This is a genomic window from Streptomyces sp. CGMCC 4.7035 (genome assembly GCF_031583065.1).
GTDB lineage: Bacteria > Actinomycetota > Actinomycetes > Streptomycetales > Streptomycetaceae > Streptomyces > Streptomyces yaanensis.
In genome coordinates this window covers 5,701,368-5,719,369 of record NZ_CP134053.1, presented here as the reverse complement: position 1 = coordinate 5,719,369, position 18,002 = coordinate 5,701,368, and the positions used below count along the sequence as shown (strand labels likewise).

Here is an 18,002-nt window from a genome sequence, read left to right as displayed (position 1 = left end):
TGGCCAGCAATGACTTCCCGCAACGAGGTACGAAAGAAACCAAGGGAGTTGAACCGGTCCACGCGCGGCGCCGTGACCTTGGGCAGGGAGCACCCAGGACGATCGAGGCCCCCTGTCGGATCACGGACCGGAGCACTACCGTCGCACCTGGTTCTGTGATCCACGTCACTGTCAGATCGGAACCGTACGGCCGTACTCGTCCCGCCCGTCGGCGAAGCCCCAGCGCCGCCGACCACCGTCGTCACCGCACCCGCAACGCGAGGAGACACCGTGGCAACCGACGCACCTCCCCCATCCAGGACCGAACACAGCCTTCCGTCCACCGAGGAGTTCACCGCGGTCCAGGAGAGCGCCGAATTCGGTGAACTGCGCCGCTCCTACCGCTCGTTCGCCTTCCCGCTGACCGTGGCGTTCATCGCCTGGTACCTCGTCTTCGTCCTGCTGTCGAACTACGCGGGCGACTTCATGGGAACCAAGCTCTTCGGCAACGTCAACGTCGCCCTGGTGCTCGGTCTCGCCCAGTTCCTCACCACGTTCCTGATCGCCTGGTGGTACTCACGGCACGCCGCCGCGAAGCTCGACCCCAAGGCGGAGGCCATCAAGTCCCGGATGGAGGGCGACGCATGAGCCCGGCACTCGTTCTGGCCGCCGGTGAGGCGAGCAAGCACCGGCCGCTGATCATCACCCTGTTCGCGGTGTTCGTCGCCGCGACCCTCGTCATCACCGTCTGGGCCGGCCGCCAGACCAGGAGCGCCGCCGACTTCTACGCGGGCGGCCGCCAGTTCACCGCCTTCCAGAACGGCCTCGCCGTCTCCGGCGACTACATGTCCGCCGCGTCCTTCCTCGGCATCGCGGGCGCGATCGCCCTCTTCGGGTACGACGGCTTCCTGTACTCCATCGGCTTCCTGGTCGCCTGGCTGGTGGCGCTGCTCCTGGTCGCGGAGCCGCTGCGCAACTCCGGCCGCTACACGATGGGCGACGTGCTGGCGTACCGCATGCGCCAGCGCCCGGTCCGGACGGCCGCCGGCACCTCCACCATCGTCGTGTCGATCTTCTACCTGCTCGCCCAGATGGCGGGTGCCGGCGTCCTGGTCTCGCTGCTGCTCGGCATCACCAGCGACGGCGGCAAGATCGGCATCGTCGCCCTCGTCGGCGTCCTGATGATCGTGTACGTCACCATCGGCGGTATGAAGGGCACCACCTGGGTGCAGATGGTCAAGGCGGTCCTGCTGATCGCGGGCGCCCTGCTGCTGACCTTCCTGGTGCTGCTGAAGTTCCACTTCAACATCTCGGACCTGCTCGGCAAGGCCGCCACCAACAGCGGCAAGGGCGCTCCCTTCCTGGAGCCGGGCCTGAAGTACGGCGCGACCGGCACGACCAAGCTGGACTTCATCTCGCTCGGCATCGCCCTGGTCCTCGGCACCGCGGGCCTGCCGCACATCCTGATCCGCTTCTACACGGTCCCCACCGCCAAGGCCGCCCGGAAGTCCGTGAACTGGGCGATCGGCCTCATCGGAACCTTCTATCTGATGACCCTCGCCCTCGGCTTCGGCGCCGCCGCGCTGATCAAGCCGGAGGAGATCATCGCCTCCAACAAGGCGGGCAACACGGCCGCACCCCTGCTCGCCCTGCACCTGGGAGGCGTCGACTCCAACTGGGGCGCGATCCTGCTGGCCACCATCTCGGCGGTCGCCTTCGCCACCATCCTCGCGGTCGTCGCGGGCCTGACCCTGGCCTCGTCCTCCTCGTTCGCGCACGACATCTACGCGAACGTCATCAAGAAGGGCCAGGCCGACGAGAAGCAAGAGGTGAACGCGGCCCGCTGGGCGACGGTCGGCATCGGCGCCGTCTCCATCGCCCTGGGCGCCCTCGCCCGCGACCTGAACGTGGCGGGCCTGGTCGCCCTCGCCTTCGCGGTCGCCGCCTCCGCGAATCTGCCGACGATCCTCTACAGCCTCTTCTGGAAGCGGTTCACCACCCAGGGCGCGCTGTGGTCGATCTACGGAGGTCTGGTCACCGCGGTCGGGCTGGTGCTGTTCTCGCCGGTCGTCTCGGGCAAGCCGACGTCGATGTTCCCGGACGCCGACTTCCACTGGTTCCCGCTGGAGAACCCGGGCATCATCTCCATCCCGGTCGGCTTCCTGCTGGGCTGGCTCGGCACGCTCCTGTCGAAGGAGGAGGCGGACGCCGGCAAGTACGCGGAGCTGGAGGTGCGGTCCCTGACCGGAACCGGGGCGCACTGACTGATCTCGCGGGGCCCCGCTCGCACCGGCGGCCGCGTCGTAGGGATCTACGGCGCGGCCGCGGCGTACGTGCGGGAACCTTCGTGGGATCCGGCCACTGTCGATGTCGGTGGTGTCACGTAGGCTCGCAGGTGACGGAAAACATGTGATCCGCGACGAGGGAGGGGGCCCACGTGCTCATCGACACCTACGGCCGGGTGGCCACCGACCTGAGGGTCTCGTTGACCGACCGGTGCAATTTGAGGTGCACCTACTGCATGCCCGAGGAGGGCCTGCAGTGGCTGTCCAAGCCGGACCTGCTGACGGATGACGAGATCGTCCGCCTGATCGACATCGCGGTCACCTCCCTGGGTATCAAGGAGGTGCGCTTCACCGGCGGCGAGCCCCTGCTCCGTCCCGGCCTGGTCGGCATCGTGGAGCGGGTCGCCGCGTTGGCCCCCCGCCCCCAGATGTCCCTGACCACGAACGGCATAGGCCTCAGGCGCACGGCGACGGCCCTGAAGGCGGCGGGGCTGGACCGGGTGAACGTCTCGCTGGACACCCTGCGCCCGGAGGTCTTCAAGGCTCTCACCCGCCGGGACCGCCACAAGGACGTCATCGAGGGTCTCCACGCCGCCCGCGAGGCGGGCCTGACCCCCGTCAAGGTCAACACCGTCCTGATGCCGGGCCTGAACGAGGACGAGGCCCCGGACCTGCTCGCCTGGGCCGTCGAGCACGACTACGAGCTGCGTTTCATCGAGCAGATGCCCCTGGACGCCCAGCACGGCTGGAAGCGCGAGGGCATGGTCACCGCCGGGGACATCCTGGCCTCGCTGCGCACGCGCTTCGAACTGGCCCCCGAGGGTGCCGACGAGCGCGGCTCCGCCCCGGCCGAGCGCTGGATCGTCGACGGCGGCCCGCACCGTGTCGGCGTGATCGCCTCGGTCACCCGTCCGTTCTGCGCGGCCTGCGACCGTACGCGGCTGACGGCCGACGGCCAGATACGCACCTGCCTGTTCGCCACCGAGGAGACCGACCTGCGCGGCGCCCTGCGCTCCGGCGCCCCCGACGAGGAGATCGCCCGCATCTGGCGACTCGCCATGTGGGGCAAGAAGGCCGGGTCGGGGCTGGACGACCCGTCGTTCCTGCAGCCCGAGCGGCCGATGTCGGCGATCGGAGGCTGACTCGGCCCGTTGACGAGCGGGGGAGGGGGACTCGGCCCGTTGACGAGCGGACGGTGGCTCAGCCCGTTGACGGGCCGCTTTCCGGGGACTTTTCGGCGGGCCTTTCGGGGGACTTTTCGGGAGACTCCCAGTCCTCCAGCCTGACGACGTCCTTCAGGAACCCTCGTACGCTCAGGAACTTCGACAGATACTCGCGGTGCTCCTCGCACGCCAGCCACGTCTTGCGGCGATCCGGCGTATGCAGCTTCGGGTTGTTCCAGGCGAGCACCCACTCGGCGTCCGCACGGCAGCCCTTGGCGGAGCACATCGGGGAATCGGGATCAGGGCCAATCACATCCACGACCCTAGCGTGTTCATCAAAGGCGACGCCGAGCAGCCACGGGGGGAGCTGCCCGGCGTCGGTCTGTCGCTCCGACGGGGGATGCGGAGCGCGTACGAAGTATGTCACGGGTAACCCGGTACCCGGCACTGGAACAACATGATTGATCTGAGCTTTTCCTGAGCTTGGTGCGGGGTCCGATTCCGCGTCCCGGCGATCCGCCGTGGTCAGCTCCGGCCGCCCGGCTCGCTCCGGATCCCCGCCGCCGGCTCCGCCGGGGCGTCTTCCGGGACGGATTCCGCGGTGCCTGTCCCGCTCCTGGCTTCTCCCCCACTCTCGGCTTCGCTCGAGCGGGGGGACCCCCATGCAGAGGAGGTGCCCTTCTCGTGCGGCGGCGCGATCATCGGGCGGGTGGGGACGTTGATGAAGCTCGACGGGAGCGACGGCGCGTTCTCCCGTCCGGCGTTGGCGATGACGACGGCGATATAGGGGAGGGTGGCCCCCAGGACCAGCGCGACGATGGCGACGGGCCGCTCGACATTCCACAGGGTGGCCGCGAGGATCACCGAGACCGTGCGTACGCTCATCGAGATCACGTAGCGGCGCTGGCGGCCACGTACATCGTCCGCGAGGCCCTGCCGGGCACCCGTGATCCGGAACACCTGGGCGTTACCGCCGTTGTGCAGCTTCCGCATCACATTCCACCACCCGTTTGCCTCGGACTCTCCCCGGCCCGTACCTGTTCCGTTCCCGGCCGGCCGCCGGGCCCGGACACATACCACGTTACGCCGCGCCTCCGTCGCCTTCGAGACCGGGGCACCTCCTGCCTGGGCGAACGCACTGCGCGCTACCGCGTACGGGTGTACCCGACATGCGCCGTAGGGCCGACAATCCGAGACTGGGCGTACTGCTCACGTCGAGCCGTACGAGGAGGCAGTCATGGGCTGGTTGTGGGCGATCATCGTCGGATTCGTGCTGGGTCTGCTCGCCAAGCTGATTCTGCCGGGCAAACAGCACAGCCCGCTCTGGCTGACCACCATCATGGGCATGATCGGCGGCATCGCGGGCAACGCGATCGCCCGCGGCCTCGGCATCGCGGAGACCCGGGGCATCGACTGGGGCCGCCACGGCCTCCAGCTCGCCGCCGCGATCGTCCTCGTCTTCCTGGGCGAGATGGCGTACACATCGACGAAGCGCGGCAGAGAGAGGGCCTGATGGTGCCCGGAAGGGGACTACCCGAAAGGGGACGGCCCTTCCCGGGACCGCCCCCTTCCCAGCCAGTGGGTACGGGAGTACCTCGTACCTCTCAGCCCTCCGTGACCTCGACCGCGGCCAGGTTCTTCTTGCCCCGGCGCAGCACCAGCCAGCGCCCGTGCAGCAGGTCCTCCTTGGCGGGGACGGCGTCCTCGGCGGTCACCTTGACGTTGTTCACGTAGGCGCCGCCCTCCTTCACCGTGCGCCGCGCGGCGGACTTGCTGGCCACCAGGCCGACCTCCGCGAAGAGGTCCACGACCGGACCGAGGTCGGCGACCTTGATGTGCGGCACCTCGGAGAGAGCCGCAGCCAGGGTCCTGTCGTCCAGCTCCGTGAGCTCGCCCTGGCCGAACAGGGCCTTGGACGCGCCGATCACGGCGGCCGTCTGGTCGGCTCCGTGCACCAGCGTCGTCAGCTCCTCGGCCAGCGCGCGCTGCGCGGCCCGGGCCTGCGGACGCTCCTCGGTCTGCTGCTCCAGCTCCTCCAGCTCCTCGCGGGACTTGAAGGACAGGATCCGCATGTACTTCGAGATGTCCCGGTCGTCCACGTTCAGCCAGAACTGGTAGAACGCGTACGGCGTCGTCATCTCCGGGTCGAGCCAGATGGCGCCGCCCTCGGTCTTGCCGAACTTGGTGCCGTCCGCCTTCGTCATCAGCGGCGTCGCCAGGGCGTGCACGGTGGCGTCCGGCTCCAGCCTGTGGATCAGGTCCAGGCCCGCCGTGAGGTTGCCCCACTGGTCGCTGCCGCCCTGCTGGAGCGTGCAGCCGTACCTCCGGTAGAGCTGGAGGAAGTCCATGCCCTGAAGGATCTGGTAGCTGAACTCCGTGTAGCTGATGCCCTGGTCGGACTCCAGGCGCCGGGCGACGGAGTCTTTCGTAAGCATCTTGTTGACGCGGAAGTGCTTGCCGATGTCCCGGAGGAACTCGATCGCGCTCAGTCCCTGGGTCCAGTCGAGGTTGTTGACCATGACGGCCGCGTTCTCACCCTCGAAGGACAGGAACGGCTCGATCTGGCGGCGCAGCTTCTCGACCCAGCCGGCCACGGTCTCCGGGGCGTTCAGCGTGCGCTCCGCGGTCGGGCGCGGGTCGCCGATCAGACCGGTGGCGCCGCCCACCAGCGCCAGCGGCCGGTGGCCGGCCTGCTGGAGCCGGCGCACCGTGAGCACCTGCACCAGGTGGCCCACGTGCAGGGACGGCGCGGTCGGGTCGAAGCCGCAATAGAACGTGACGGGGCCGTCCGCGAGCGCCTTCCGCAAAGCGTCTTCATCAGTGGACAGGGCGAACAGCCCGCGCCACTTCAGCTCGTCGACGATGTCCGTCACGGTTCTCGTATCTCCTTGGATGATCTTCAGGCAGTCGAACGACTACCGGCTACGAGGTTATACGCCCTGACTGACAGAGCTCATATTGAAGTCCGGCACCCTCAGGGCGGGCATCGCAGCCCTAGTGAACCAGTCGCTCCACTCCCTCGGCAGCGTCTTTTCCGTGAGCCCTGCCTCCGTCGCCCGCCCCAGCAGGTCGACCGGCGACTCGTTGAACCGGAAGTTGTTGACCTCGCCGGTGACCTCGCCGTTCTCGACGAGGTAGACGCCGTCCCGGGTCAGGCCGGTGAGCAGCAGGGTCGCCGGGTCGACCTCGCGGATGTACCAGAGGCAGGTCAACAGGAGGCCGCGCTCGGTGTTCGCGACCATCTCCTCCAGGGACCGGTCGGTGCCGCCGTCCAGGATCAGGTTCCCGATGGTGGGCGCGAGCGGGAGGCCGGTGAGGCCCGCGCTGTGCCGGGTGCTCGTCAGATGGCTCAGCTCACCCTCGGTGATCCACTCGGTGGCCTTCAGCGGCAGTCCGTTGTCGAACACCGACGCGTCGTCGCCGGAGGCGTGCGCGATGACGAAGGGCGCGGTCTCCAGGCCGGGCTCGTACGGGTCGCTGCGCAGAGTCAGCGGCAGTTCGGAGAGCTTCTCGCCGAGGCGCGTGCCGCCGCCGGGCTTGCTGAAGACCGTGCGGCCCTCGGCCGCGTCCCGGGCCGACGCCGACCACATCTGGTAGATCAGCAGGTCCGCGACCGCGGTCGGCGGGAGCAGCGTCTCGTACCGGCCCGCGGGCAGTTCGACCCTGCGCTCCGCCCACGCCAGCCGCTGCGCCAGCTCCGCGTCCAGCGCCGCCGGGTCGACGTCCTTGAAGTCCCGGGTCGACCGCCCCGCCCAAGCGGAGCGCGTACGGTCCGGCGACTTGGCGTTGAGCTCCAGCGTGCCGTTGGGCTGGTCGTGGCGCAGGCGCAGCCCGGTCGACGTGCCGACGTACGTCGAGACGAGTTCGTGGTTGGCGAAGCCGTACAGCTCGCGGCCGCCCGCACGCGCGCGTGCGAACGACTCGCCGAGCGCCGGCGCGAAGTCCGTGAAGACGGCGGACGAGGTCTCGGTCGGCGCGTCGGTGAAGTCCGGGGACTCCGGCACCCCCGTCACCAGCGGCTGCGCGTCCTCGGCGGGCCCCGCCCCGTGGGCGGCGGCCTCCGCGGCCCGTACGAGCGACTCCAGTTCGTCGGCGGTGACGGCCGAGCGGGAGACGACCCCGGACGCCGTGCCCTCCTTGCCGTCGACGGTCGCGATGACGGTGAGGGTGCGCCCGCGCGTGACGCCGTTCGTGGTCAGCGCGTTGCCCGCCCACCGCAGATTGGCGGTGGAGTGCTCGTCGGCGATGACGACACACCCGTCCGCGCGGGACAGTTCGAGGGCCCGCTCGACGATCTCGTGCGGCTTGTTCGTACGGGCGCTCATCGACCGGCCTCCTGTGTGGTGTTAAGGATGTTGACGCCCTTGAAGAGGGCCGACGGGCAGCCGTGGGAGACGGCCGCGACCTGACCCGGCTGGGCCTTGCCGCAGTTGAAGGCGCCGCCGAGGACGTACGTCTGCGGACCGCCGACGGCCGCCATGGAGCCCCAGAAGTCGGTGGTCGTCGCCTGGTAGGCGACATCGCGCACCTGGCCGGTGATCCGCCCGTTCTCGATCTTGAAGAACCGTTGCCCGGTAAATTGAAAGTTGTACCTTTGCATGTCGATCGACCACGAGCGGTCGCCGACGACATAGATCCCGCGGTCCACCCCGCCGATCAGGTCCTCGGTGGACAGCCCGGCCGGATCCGGCTGGAGCGACACGTTGGCCATGCGCTGCACCGGCACATGCGAGGGCGAGTCGGCGTACGCGCACCCGTTGGACCGCTCGAACCCGGTCAGCCTCGCGATGCGCCGGTCCAACTGGTAGCCCACCAGCTTGCCGTCCTTGACGAGGTCCCAGGACTGGCCCTCGACGCCCTCGTCGTCGTACCCGATGGTCGCCAGGCCGTGCTCGGCGGTGCGGTCACCGGTGACGTTCATCAGCTCGGAGCCGTACCTCAGCTTGCCCAGCTTGTCGAAGGTGGCGAAGGACGTGCCCGCGTACGCGGCCTCGTACCCGAGCGCCCGGTCCAGCTCGGTGGCGTGTCCGATGGACTCGTGAATCGTCAGCCACAGGTTGGACGGGTCGACCACCAGGTCGTACACGCCCGCCTCGACGCTCGGCGCGCGCATCTTCTCGGCCAGCAGTCCCGGGATCCGCTCCAGCTCGGAGTCCCAGTCCCAGCCGGTGCCCGTCAGGTACTCCCAGCCGCGGCCGACCGGCGGCGCCAGGGTACGCATCGAGTCGAACTCGCCCGTGGACTCGTCCACCGAGACGGCGGTGAGCTGCGGGTGCAGCCGCACGCGCTGCTGGGTGGTCACGGTCCCCGCGGTGTCGGCGTAGAACTTGTTCTCGTGGACGGTCAGCAGGGAGGCGTCCACGTGGTTGACGCCGTCGGCCGCGAGCAGCCGCGCGCTCCAGTCCGCCAGCAGCCCCGTCTTCTCCTCGTCGGGCACGGTGAAGGGATCGATGTCGTACGACGAGACCCACGTCCTCTCGGCGTGCACCGGCTCGTCCGCCAGCTCCACCCGCTCCTCGGACCCCGCCGCCCTGATCACCTGCGCCGACAGCTTGGCCATCGCCACGGCCTGCGACGCGACCTTGGCGGCGGCGTCCAGGGTGAGATCGACTCCCGAGGCGAACCCCCAGGTCCCGCCGTGCACGACCCGCACCGCGTACCCCAGGTCGGTCGTGTCCGACGAGCCCGAGGGCTTGCCGTCGCGCAGCCGCCACGCGGCGCTGCGCACCCGCTCGAACCGGAAGTCCGCGTGCTCGGCCCCCAGCGCCCGCGCGCGGGCCAGTGCGGCGTCGGCCAGGGCGCGTAGGGGAAGTGCCAGGAATGACTGATCGACTTCATGGGGCACGGGTGGGATCCCTTCGAGTTCTCTCCTGCGTTGGCCGTCGCAGGCAGTGAATCACGTCTCACTCGTCGCGTTCCCGAGTCGAGCCGGACCTCGTGCACCGCCTGCCGCAGGCTGCCGGCAGGCGGTGCACGGCGCCCATACCGGTGATCCCCATCGATTCCCCGGCCGCACCGATTGCGGCCGCATTACGGTGGAGCCATGTCCAGCAAGCGGCGCACCGGCCGCAGGAACGGCAACGACAGGGTGCGCACGAACCAGCGCACCCCTGCGTTCCGCCCGATCGGGCCCCCGCCGCCGGCCACCAGCGCCCACACGGCCCAGGAGTGCGAGAAGCTGGCGGAGCGGCACCCCGAGGACCGCGAAGAGCTTTTGCTGGAAGCCGCCGACGCGTGGGGCGATGCGGGCGAGCACGACCGTGCGATCGCCGTGTACGAGCGGCTGCTGGACCCGGAGAGCGGCGGCTGCTCGGAACCCGACCTGGTGGAGGCCTTTCGGATCGGCAGGCTCTGGGATGCCGGACAGGAACAGAAAGCCCGAGCGGCGGCCGTCGCGTTCCGTCGGCGTCACCCCCGGCACGCCGGTGCCTGGAACTTCGTCGCCGAGGCCCTCGAAGCGTATGCCGGGGCGGCCATGGCGGCCGAGTGGTACACGGCCGGCGTCACGCACGTGCTCGGCGCGGGGGCGGCGGTCACGGTGGACGCGGTGGAGGCGGATCCGCAGCACTACGACGCCGAGATGCTCGTCGTCGGCCGCCACCGGGTGCGACGGCTGCTCGGTGAGCCGCACGACGACTGGGACGATGTGGCCGACGTACTGCATGAGCGGCGATCGTCCCTCGTGCCCGGCCGGGTACGGCCGCTGGACGAACTGCACGATCCGCTCTGGGTCCAGCGGCTGGACGAGCACGGTCCCGCAGCGTTCGAGGACGAGCTCGGCGAGCTCGCGGACCGGCTGGCGGCCGTCAGCCCCGCCGACCGCGGCCCTGTCGGCCACGCCCCTGTGCGGACGGCGTGCGTCCTGTACTGGCCGCGAGAGGAGTTCACCAGGTTGCTGGAGCGCCGGCCGAAGGCGGCCGAAGCCTACGGCGAGGACCACGCCGACCACCTGCGGCAGGTCGAACAAACCTTGCGGGAACTGTCGCAGGAGGGTGCCCCGCGGGTGGCGGTCGGCCGGGCGACCGTGCGGGAACTGGAGGCATACGCGCAGGCGCGCGGTGAATCCCCTGACACCCCGGACACCCGGTCCGCGTACGCGGCCGAGCTCGCCCGCTCAGGCAGGGCGACCGACTGGCCCCCGCCGCGCAACGGCCCCTGCTGGTGCGACTCGGAGCGCAAGTACAAGAAGTGCTGCGGGAATCCCGCGCTGGTGTGACCGGGCCGAGCACGCCGAACGCAGCCCATGGAACAGGTCATCACCGCTCGTGCCCCGGGCATGGCGGACTGATCATGGCGTGTCGACTGTAGGAATCCGACAGCGAGCCCCGTTCGCCACTGTCGGTGCCCGATTGTCCGCGCGGCGGGCGGGACCGATAGGTTTTCGACGAAGGCGCCTGTCTTGCAAAGGTTCCAGACCGCTATCGAAAGGGTGATCCGTTGAGCCGCTCGGTTCTCGTCACTGGAGGCAACCGGGGCATCGGCCTCGCCATCGCCCGCGCGTTCGCCGAGGCCGGCGACAAGGTCGCGATCACATACCGCTCGGGTGAGCCGCCGGCCGTCCTCACGGACTTGGGCTGTCTCGCGGTCAGGTGCGACATCACCGACACCGAGCAGGTGGAGCAGGCCTACAAGGAGATCGAGGCCCAGCACGGCCCGGTCGAGGTCCTCGTCGCCAACGCCGGCGTCACCAAGGACCAGCTCCTGATGCGCATGAGCGAGGAGGACTTCACCTCGGTCATCGACACCAACCTCACCGGCACCTTCCGCGTCGTGAAGCGCGCCAACCGCGGCATGCTGCGCGCCAAGAAGGGCCGCGTGGTGCTGATCTCGTCGGTCGTCGGGCTGCTCGGCTCGGCCGGGCAGGCGAACTACGCCGCCTCCAAGGCCGCCCTGGTCGGCTTCGCGCGCTCCCTCGCCCGTGAGCTGGGTTCGCGCAACATCACCTTCAACGTCGTCGCGCCCGGCTTCGTCGACACCGACATGACCAAGGTGCTCACCGACGAGCAGCGCGCGAACATCGTGTCGCAGGTGCCGCTCGCCCGGTACGCGCAGCCCGAGGAGATCGCCGCGGCGGTGCGGTTCCTCGCCTCCGACGACGCCTCGTACATCACTGGAGCCGTCATCCCCGTTGACGGCGGACTGGGAATGGGTCACTGATCACCATGAGCGGAATTCTCGAGGGCAAGCGCGTCCTGATCACCGGCGTGCTGATGGAGTCCTCCATCGCGTTCCACACCGCGAAGCTGGCCCAGGAGCAGGGCGCGGAGATCATCCTGACCGCGTTCCCGCGGCCCACGCTGACCGAGCGCATCGCCAAGAAGCTCCCCAAGCCCACCAAGGTCATCGAGCTCGACGTCACCAACGACGAGCACCTCGGGCGTCTGGCCGACATCGTCGGCGAGGAGCTGGGTGGGCTCGACGGCGTCGTGCACTCCATCGGCTTCGCCCCGCAGGACGCCCTCGGCGGCAACTTCCTCAACACGCCGTTCGAGTCGGTCGCGACCGCCATGCACGTCTCGGCGTTCTCCCTGAAGTCGCTGACCATGGCCTGCCTGCCGCTGATGCAGAACGGCGGATCGGTCGTCGGCCTCACCTTCGACGCGCAGTACGCCTGGCCGCAGTACGACTGGATGGGTCCGGCCAAGGCCGCCCTGGAGGCCACCAACCGCTACATGGCGCGTGACCTGGGCAAGCAGAACATCCGCTGCAACCTCATCTCCGCGGGCCCGATCGGCTCCATGGCGGCCAAGTCCATCCCGGGCTTCTCCGAGCTGGCCTCCGTCTGGGACACCCGCGCCCCCCTGGAGTGGGACCTCACGGACCCCGAGCCGGCCGGCCGTGGTGTCGTCGCCCTGCTCAGCGACTGGTTCCCGAAGACCACCGGCGAGATCGTCCACGTGGACGGCGGTCTGCACGCCATCGGCGCCTGAGCATGCGCGACCGGCGCACGCAGGCCATCGCGTGCGCCGGTCGGTGCTCTCAGTCCGACGCCCCGTTTCCCGCTCCGCGCGGGGAGCGGGGCGTCGCCCGTTCGGAGTACCTGACCGGGCGTTCGAGGCTGCTCGGCGCGCACGCTGGGAGTACGCACCGCCCCGCAGCCGTACGGCCGAGGAGGTCCCGTTGTGCGCCTGCCCCGCCGTTTCGCCCCGTTCCTCGTCGCCGTCTCGCTGGTGGTCACGCTGTCGTACGAGGCCATGCCGCACGCGCGCGTGAAGGCCGGGAAGACCCCCGACCCGCAGCCCTTCGGGGCCGAGTGCCGGGTCCGCGTGACCGGTTCGGAGGCCGTCGCGTACTGCCACAACCCGTATCCCGAGACAGATCACGTGCGCCTGCACATCGAGTGCGACCCCTGGTGGGACATCGATACGGACACCGCCCCGGTCGACGCCGGGCCCGCGATGACCGTACGGCTGAGCGGCCGCTGCTGGGACAAGGTCCGCTCGGCATGGGTCAGTCACCAGAGGTGACGTAGGTCGGTCACCAGGGGTGACGTGGGTCGGTCACCAGGGGTGACGTGGGTCGGTCACCAGGGGTGACGTGGGTCGGTCACCAGAGGTGGGCCGCGGTCAGCGGCCGGGGGACTTCCTGCGTGCCGGGTGGCACATGAACGGATAGCTCGCCGCCTCGGTGGCTGCCGCCGCCGAGTCGCCCGCGCGGATCGCGTCCATGAGCCCCGCGTGGTCGATGTACATGTCCGGCGTCAGTCCCTCGGTGATTCCGCCGCGCAGCCAGTCCCGCAGCACCTCGCCCAGGTCCGCGTACATCGCCGTCATCACGTCGTTGTGGGAGGCGGCCACCACCGCCATGTGGAACGTCGCGTCCGCGGCCACGAACGCCTCCGCGTCCCCGGATTCCCAGGCCTCCTCGCGGCGTACGAGCAGCGCGTCCAGCTGCTTCAGGTCGCGCTCGGTGCGTCGCTCGGCGGCCAGCTGGGCGGCGCCCGCCTCAAGGGTGGAGCGCAGCTCGGCGATGTGGTTGGGGTCGGCGTCGGCGAACCGGCGATGCATCACGCCCGCCAGCTCGCTGGCCGCCACCACGTACGTCCCCGAACCCTGGCGGATGTCCAGCAGACCGTTGTGCGCGAGCGCCCGCACGGCCTCCCGGACCGTGTTGCGGGCGACCCCGAGCTGCTCGACCAGCTCGGGCTCGGTCGGGATGCGGGAGCCCACCGGCCATTCGCCCGAGGTGATCTGATTCCGCAGCTCGGCGATGACCTGCTCGGACAGTGCGGATCGGCGGGGGTGGCTCAGCGGCATGACCGGTCCTTCGTGCGGGGCCCTTGTGCGTGGCCGGAGGATACGGAGCGTAACGTAAGGGCGAGCCCCAATCATCCTATGATTCTATGATGGCCCCCATGACGACTCCGACGACGCCTGAAGAGACCGGGACGCTGACGTCCGCACCGCTACGCAGTTCCGCCCAGGCCGAGACCGAGACCCGGACCGGGGGCGGGACGCCCGCCACGCGCGCGTGGATCGGGCGGCTGCTGGTCGCCGGTATCGTCCTCGCCGCACTCAACCTGCGGCCCGCCATCACCAGCCTCGGCGCCCTCTTCGAAGAGGTGCGCGACGGGCTCGGCATGAGCGGCAGCCTCGCGGGACTGCTCACCTCCGTCCCCCCGCTCTGCTTCGCCGTCTTCGGCGTCATGGCGCCCAGGCTCGCCCGCCGCTTCGGACCGGGTGCGGTGGTCTGCGCCGGGATGGTCGCGATCACCGCCGGCCTGGTGATCCGCCCGTACGCCGGGAACACCGCCGGTTTCCTGGTCGCCAGCGCGCTCGCCCTGATGGGCATCGCCGTCAGCAATGTCCTGATGCCGGTGATCGTCAAGCGCTGGTTCCCGGACCGGGTGGGTTCGATGACGGGCCTGTACTCGATGGCCCTCGCCCTGGGCACATCGGCCTCGGCGGCGGTCACGGTGCCCCTGACCGACGCGCTCGGCGGAAGCTGGCGGTCGGGGCTCGTCGTCTGGGCGGCGCTGTCGGCGGCTGCCGTGCTGCCGTGGCTCCCGTTCGTACGCGCCCGGGGTGCCGATTCCGCGGCGAGCGCCCCCGCCACGGCCTCCGGCCGGGAAGAGCCCGACGGGCTGCGGATCACCCGGAGCCGTACCGCCTGGGCGCTGGCGGTGTTCTTCGGGCTCCAGGCGACCGCCGCGTACATCACGATGGGCTGGATGGCGCAGATCTTCCGCGACTCCGGGGTCCCCGCCGGCACGGCCGGTCTGCTCCTGGCCGTCACGATGGTGATGGGGGTACCCCTCGCCTTCGTCATCCCGCGGCTGGCCGGCCGGCTGCCGCACCAGGGGCCGATCGCGGTCGTGCTCGGCGTCTGCGGTCTGGCCGGGTACGCGGGCCTGTACTGGGCCCCGGCCGCCGGGGCCTGGGCATGGGCGCTGCTGCTCGGCGTCTCCAACTGCGCCTTCCCGCTGGCGCTGACCATGGTGGGGATGCGGGCCCGGACGGGCGCGGGCGTGGCCAAGCTGTCGGCGTTCGCGCAGAGCACCGGGTATCTGCTGTCGATCCCGGGGCCGCTGCTGGTCGGCGTCCTCTACCAGCACAGCGGCGGCTGGGGACTGCCGCTCGCCCTCATGGCCGGGCTGATGGTCCCGCAGATGGTGGTGGGCGTCCTGGCCGGCCGCGACCGGACCGTGGAGGACGAGGCGGCGCGCTGAGCCGACGCCCGGGCCGCCGGATGTCACCGACCCCGCCGGAGCCCGGGCGGGGGAGGGGTGCGAGACTGACCGTATGCCCGTGCTCGACCCGAACCCCCAGAACGGCCAGAAGAAGATGCTGCTCGTCTTCGGCACGTTCTTCGCCATCTTCGTGATCATCGCCGTCATCGCGACGATCGCCTCTCCCTGACGGAACGCCCCGGCCCGAGGTGGGGCTGACCCCACCATCCCCTGGGGCTGACCCCACCACCCCCTAGGGGGTGAGTCTCAGGGTCAAGTGGGTGGATCACCGGATGGGTTGAGGATCCCGGAGTCCGTACCTTCGAGATGTGGCCGCGGGACGCGGACCACGGACCACCCGAAGACCCACGGAGGCAGTCATGTCGGCCCGCACGCACACCCGGACCCACCCGGCGACCACGGGCGGCCTCGACATCCGGCTGCCCTGGTGGGCCCTCGCCCTGCCCACCCTGGCCTTCGTCATCCTGCTGGCGCTGATACTCAACCCGGCGGACGCGAGCGCCGGCGGCGACCCCGCCCTCAGCCACCTCGTCGAGCACGTCCAGCAGGCGGTGACGCACCACGCGTCGTGACCGAGGCTGGTCCGGTGGGGTGGCCGTGAACCGGCCCGTCGGGCCAGGCGTCCGGGACATTGCCTGTCCGGCCAGGGGCCCTGGACAGCCCCCGCCTGGTGGAGCGCCCGTGGAATCCGTCCGTCCGACCAGGGGCCCTGGACAGCCCCCCGCCCGGCGGGGCGCCCGTGGAATCCGTCCGTCCGACCGCAAACGGCCTCTTCAGACGGGGTGGGGGCGGGCGCAGGCCCCCTGGTGAGCCGTCGGTACGCGGGTGCGCCCCCGACGCCGCCAACTACCTGCGCCCATTGGCCTGTTTCATGCGAAGCTGGGACCCATGAGCTCCGCAGAACCCCGCAGGATTGTCCTCTTCCGGCATGCGAAGGCCGACTGGCCGCAGGTGCCCGACCATGAGCGTCCCCTCGCCGACCGGGGCCGCATGGACGCCGCCGTCGCCGGACGCAAGCTGGCCGACAGCGGCATCCCCTTCGATCAGGCCCTCTGCTCCACCGCGACCCGCACACGCGAGACCTGGAAGCTCGCGGTCCAGGAGCTTCCGCATCGGCCGAAAACCGTCTACGAGGAGCGGGTCTACGAGGCCTCGCCCGGCGAGCTGATCGCCGTGCTCAACGAAACCCCCGACGACGTGCGGAACGTGATCCTCATTGGCCACAACCCGGGCATCCAGGGCCTTGCCGAGGTCCTCGCCGGCGAGGCCGAGGAGGAAGCCCGTGAGCGGATGAGCCGACGCGGCTTCCCGGCCGCCGCCTTCGCCGTACTCTCCTTCGACGGTTCCTGGAAGTCGCTGGAGCCGGGCGTGGCCACCCTGATCGACTACTGGACGCCGAGCGAGTAAACCCCCGCGGAACGGGACGGGGCCCGGCACCACCACGGTGCCGGGCCCCGTCGACGTGCGCGCACTCGGGTACGTGCGGGCACTCGCGTACGTGCGGGCGCGCGGGCGCGCGGAGCGCCGATGTGCGGGCGCGCCCCTCAGTGCGCGTCGTCGTGCGTGTCCGCCGCCTCGACCTCTTCCCGGGTGACACCGAGCAGATAGAGGACGGTGTCCAGGAAGGGGAAGTTCACCGCGGTGTGCGCGGCCTCGCGGACGACGGGCTTGGCGTTGAAGGCGACGCCCAGACCGGCCGCGTTGAGCATGTCGAGGTCATTGGCGCCGTCGCCGATCGCCACGGTCTGCGCCAGCGGTACGCCCGCCTCGGCGGCGAACCGGCGCAGCAGCCGTGCCTTGCCCGCACGGTCCACGATCTCGCCGACGACCTTGCCGGTGAGCTTCCCGTCGACGATCTCCAGGGTGTTGGCCTGGGCGAAGTCGAGCCCGAGCCGCTCCTTCAGATCGTCCGTGACCTGGGTGAACCCACCGGAGACCACACCCACTTGGAAGCCGAGCCGCTTGAGCGTACGGATCAGGGTGCGCGCGCCCGGAGTGAGCCGGACCTCGGCGCGTACCTTCTCCACGACCGACGCGTCGAGCCCCTTGAGCAGCGCCACGCGCGCGTGCAGCGACTGCTCGAAGTCCAGCTCGCCCCGCATGGCGGCCGCGGTCACCTCGGCGACCTCCGCCTCGCAGCCGGCGTGCGCGGCGAACAGCTCGATGACCTCGTCCTGGATGAGCGTCGAATCCACGTCCATGACGACGAGGCGCTGGGCCCGCCGGTGCAGACCGGCGGCGACGACGGCGACGTCGACACCGAGTGCCGCGGCGTCGGTCACCAGGGCGGTGCGCAGCGGCTCGGTCTCCACACCGGACACGGCGAACTCGACGGCCGTCACCGGGTACTTGGCGAGCCGGAAGATACGGTCGATGTTGCCGCCTGCGGCGGTGATACGGGCGGCGATCGCGGCCGTCGACTCGGCGGTGAGCGGGTGGCCGAGGACGGTGACGAGGGAGCGGCCGAGGCCACGCGGACGGTTGTCGCCGATGCCGGAGATGATCTCCGCCTGCATCTTCATGGACTCCGCCCAGCTGTGGACGGTCGCCCGCAGATCGCCCTCCAGCCCGGACGGGGGCATGCTCACGAGGGCGCACAGCACCATCCGGCCCCGGGTGACGACCTGCTCGATGTCGACCACGTCGACGTTGTAGGCGGCAAGGGTCTCGAACAGGCCGGCGGTCAGGCCGGGCCGGTCCTTGCCGAAGATCTTGACAAGGAGAGTGGGGGCGTCGGAGGTCTGCGAAGCGCTCATGGTGTTCCCACCGTATCCGTCACCCAGTGCCCTCCGCGTGCCCGGTCCGCCCAGCGGACAGGGAACAGTGGGTGGCGAGCAGATGACGTACGCCTTGATCGCCGGCGAAGGCGCAGGGTAGAGGCGTGGA

At 70.3% G+C, this 18,002-nt stretch carries 19 protein-coding genes; 12 read left to right on the top strand and 7 right to left on the bottom strand.

Annotation, left to right across the window (positions count from 1 at the left end; translation table 11 throughout):
• Positions 1-270: 270 nt before the first annotated feature.
• From Q2K21_RS25025 to moaA, 3 genes are all read left to right on the top strand, one after another.
• Positions 271-627 (top strand): DUF485 domain-containing protein, encoded by a 357-nt coding sequence (locus Q2K21_RS25025; protein ID WP_310775232.1) that lies wholly within the window; start codon positions 271-273, stop codon positions 625-627.
• Positions 624-2,243: a solute symporter family protein gene (locus Q2K21_RS25020; RefSeq protein ID WP_310775230.1), complete on the top strand. Its 1,620-nt coding sequence runs from the start codon at positions 624-626 to the stop codon at positions 2,241-2,243. The genes Q2K21_RS25025 and Q2K21_RS25020 overlap by 4 nt, the downstream gene beginning before the upstream one ends.
• Before the next feature lie 173 nt (positions 2,244-2,416).
• Positions 2,417-3,406 carry a GTP 3',8-cyclase MoaA gene (gene moaA / locus Q2K21_RS25015; protein ID WP_310775228.1) on the top strand — a complete coding sequence of 330 codons (990 nt, stop codon included), beginning with the start codon at positions 2,417-2,419 and terminating at the stop codon, positions 3,404-3,406.
• 58 nt (positions 3,407-3,464) lie between these two features.
• On the opposite strand, the gene Q2K21_RS25010 is transcribed toward moaA, so the two are convergent.
• Both Q2K21_RS25010 and Q2K21_RS25005 read right to left on the bottom strand, forming a co-directional pair.
• Positions 3,465-3,713, bottom strand: a complete 249-nt coding sequence (locus tag Q2K21_RS25010) for a hypothetical protein (RefSeq protein WP_310781223.1) — start codon at positions 3,711-3,713, stop codon at positions 3,465-3,467.
• A gap of 239 nt (positions 3,714-3,952) precedes the next feature.
• Entirely contained in the window at positions 3,953-4,420 is a 468-nt protein-coding gene (locus Q2K21_RS25005) for a DUF3099 domain-containing protein (protein WP_310775226.1), read from the bottom strand.
• Positions 4,421-4,664: 244 nt separating this feature from the next.
• On the opposite strand from Q2K21_RS25005, the gene Q2K21_RS25000 reads away from it, so the two are divergent.
• Entirely contained in the window at positions 4,665-4,940 is a 276-nt protein-coding gene (locus tag Q2K21_RS25000; protein ID WP_310775224.1) for a GlsB/YeaQ/YmgE family stress response membrane protein, read from the top strand.
• Between the two features lie 91 nt (positions 4,941-5,031).
• Here Q2K21_RS25000 and tyrS read toward each other — a convergent pair whose 3' ends face one another.
• The 3 genes from tyrS to Q2K21_RS24985 are packed head-to-tail and all read right to left on the bottom strand — an operon-like array spanning position 5,032 to position 9,272.
• On the bottom strand, positions 5,032-6,300 hold the full coding sequence (tyrS, locus tag Q2K21_RS24995; protein WP_310775222.1) for a tyrosine--tRNA ligase: 1,269 nt from the start codon (positions 6,298-6,300) through the stop codon (positions 5,032-5,034).
• A gap of 57 nt (positions 6,301-6,357) precedes the next feature.
• Positions 6,358-7,752 carry a metallopeptidase TldD-related protein gene (locus Q2K21_RS24990; RefSeq protein WP_310775220.1) on the bottom strand — a complete coding sequence of 465 codons (1,395 nt, stop codon included), beginning with the start codon at positions 7,750-7,752 and terminating at the stop codon, positions 6,358-6,360.
• Positions 7,749-9,272, bottom strand: a complete 1,524-nt coding sequence (locus Q2K21_RS24985; RefSeq protein ID WP_310775218.1) for a TldD/PmbA family protein — start codon at positions 9,270-9,272, stop codon at positions 7,749-7,751. Before Q2K21_RS24985 ends, Q2K21_RS24990 begins: the two co-directional genes overlap by 4 nt.
• 198 nt (positions 9,273-9,470) lie before the next feature.
• Here Q2K21_RS24985 and Q2K21_RS24980 point away from each other — a divergent pair, with 198 nt between their 5' ends.
• From Q2K21_RS24980 to Q2K21_RS24965, 4 genes are all read left to right on the top strand, one after another.
• Positions 9,471-10,643 carry an SEC-C domain-containing protein gene (locus tag Q2K21_RS24980; protein ID WP_310775216.1) on the top strand — a complete coding sequence of 391 codons (1,173 nt, stop codon included), beginning with the start codon at positions 9,471-9,473 and terminating at the stop codon, positions 10,641-10,643.
• Between the two features lie 221 nt (positions 10,644-10,864).
• Positions 10,865-11,584, top strand: a complete 720-nt coding sequence (gene fabG, locus Q2K21_RS24975) for a 3-oxoacyl-[acyl-carrier-protein] reductase (RefSeq protein ID WP_310775214.1) — start codon at positions 10,865-10,867, stop codon at positions 11,582-11,584.
• A gap of 5 nt (positions 11,585-11,589) precedes the next feature.
• Positions 11,590-12,357 (top strand): enoyl-ACP reductase FabI, encoded by a 768-nt coding sequence (gene fabI / locus Q2K21_RS24970; RefSeq protein ID WP_310775212.1) that lies wholly within the window; start codon positions 11,590-11,592, stop codon positions 12,355-12,357.
• A 192-nt stretch (positions 12,358-12,549) separates the two neighbouring features.
• Positions 12,550-12,894: a hypothetical protein gene (locus Q2K21_RS24965; RefSeq protein ID WP_310775210.1), complete on the top strand. Its 345-nt coding sequence runs from the start codon at positions 12,550-12,552 to the stop codon at positions 12,892-12,894.
• A gap of 99 nt (positions 12,895-12,993) precedes the next feature.
• On the opposite strand, the gene Q2K21_RS24960 is transcribed toward Q2K21_RS24965, so the two are convergent.
• A complete protein-coding gene (locus tag Q2K21_RS24960; RefSeq protein WP_310775209.1) occupies positions 12,994-13,683 on the bottom strand; it encodes a FadR/GntR family transcriptional regulator in 690 nt (229 codons plus the stop codon).
• Positions 13,684-13,781: 98 nt separating this feature from the next.
• Between Q2K21_RS24960 and Q2K21_RS24955 the strand changes: the two genes are divergently transcribed.
• The 4 genes from Q2K21_RS24955 to Q2K21_RS24940 all read left to right on the top strand — a co-directional run bounded on the left by Q2K21_RS24955 (position 13,782) and on the right by Q2K21_RS24940 (position 16,523).
• The gene (locus tag Q2K21_RS24955) at positions 13,782-15,095 is read left to right on the top strand and encodes a CynX/NimT family MFS transporter (protein ID WP_310775207.1); all 1,314 of its coding nucleotides are present in this window, start codon (positions 13,782-13,784) and stop codon (positions 15,093-15,095) included.
• 73 nt (positions 15,096-15,168) lie between these two features.
• Positions 15,169-15,285 carry an SGM_5486 family transporter-associated protein gene (locus Q2K21_RS24950; protein WP_268256357.1) on the top strand — a complete coding sequence of 39 codons (117 nt, stop codon included), beginning with the start codon at positions 15,169-15,171 and terminating at the stop codon, positions 15,283-15,285.
• A 190-nt stretch (positions 15,286-15,475) separates the two neighbouring features.
• Positions 15,476-15,688: a hypothetical protein gene (locus Q2K21_RS24945; protein ID WP_310775205.1), complete on the top strand. Its 213-nt coding sequence runs from the start codon at positions 15,476-15,478 to the stop codon at positions 15,686-15,688.
• A gap of 316 nt (positions 15,689-16,004) precedes the next feature.
• Positions 16,005-16,523: a SixA phosphatase family protein gene (locus Q2K21_RS24940; RefSeq protein WP_310775203.1), complete on the top strand. Its 519-nt coding sequence runs from the start codon at positions 16,005-16,007 to the stop codon at positions 16,521-16,523.
• A gap of 137 nt (positions 16,524-16,660) precedes the next feature.
• On the opposite strand, the gene serB is transcribed toward Q2K21_RS24940, so the two are convergent.
• A complete protein-coding gene (serB, locus tag Q2K21_RS24935) occupies positions 16,661-17,872 on the bottom strand; it encodes a phosphoserine phosphatase SerB (protein ID WP_310775202.1) in 1,212 nt (403 codons plus the stop codon).
• Positions 17,873-18,002: the final 130 nt, after the last annotated feature.

Coding starts and splice junctions, on each gene's coding strand:
- Q2K21_RS24940 (WP_310775203.1), top strand. CDS start 16,005: ATGAGCTCCGCAGAACCCCGCAGGATTGTCCTCTTCCGGCATGCGAAG.
- Q2K21_RS24990 (WP_310775220.1), bottom strand. CDS start 7,752: ATGAGCGCCCGTACGAACAAGCCGCACGAGATCGTCGAGCGGGCCCTC.
- Q2K21_RS25010 (WP_310781223.1), bottom strand. CDS start 3,713: ATGTGCTCCGCCAAGGGCTGCCGTGCGGACGCCGAGTGGGTGCTCGCC.
- Q2K21_RS24950 (WP_268256357.1), top strand. CDS start 15,169: ATGCCCGTGCTCGACCCGAACCCCCAGAACGGCCAGAAGAAGATGCTG.
- fabI (WP_310775212.1), top strand. CDS start 11,590: ATGAGCGGAATTCTCGAGGGCAAGCGCGTCCTGATCACCGGCGTGCTG.
- Q2K21_RS25005 (WP_310775226.1), bottom strand. CDS start 4,420: ATGCGGAAGCTGCACAACGGCGGTAACGCCCAGGTGTTCCGGATCACG.
- Q2K21_RS25000 (WP_310775224.1), top strand. CDS start 4,665: ATGGGCTGGTTGTGGGCGATCATCGTCGGATTCGTGCTGGGTCTGCTC.
- Q2K21_RS25020 (WP_310775230.1), top strand. CDS start 624: ATGAGCCCGGCACTCGTTCTGGCCGCCGGTGAGGCGAGCAAGCACCGG.
- Q2K21_RS24980 (WP_310775216.1), top strand. CDS start 9,471: ATGTCCAGCAAGCGGCGCACCGGCCGCAGGAACGGCAACGACAGGGTG.
- serB (WP_310775202.1), bottom strand. CDS start 17,872: ATGAGCGCTTCGCAGACCTCCGACGCCCCCACTCTCCTTGTCAAGATC.
- Q2K21_RS24955 (WP_310775207.1), top strand. CDS start 13,782: ATGACGACTCCGACGACGCCTGAAGAGACCGGGACGCTGACGTCCGCA.
- Q2K21_RS24960 (WP_310775209.1), bottom strand. CDS start 13,683: ATGCCGCTGAGCCACCCCCGCCGATCCGCACTGTCCGAGCAGGTCATC.
- Q2K21_RS24945 (WP_310775205.1), top strand. CDS start 15,476: ATGTCGGCCCGCACGCACACCCGGACCCACCCGGCGACCACGGGCGGC.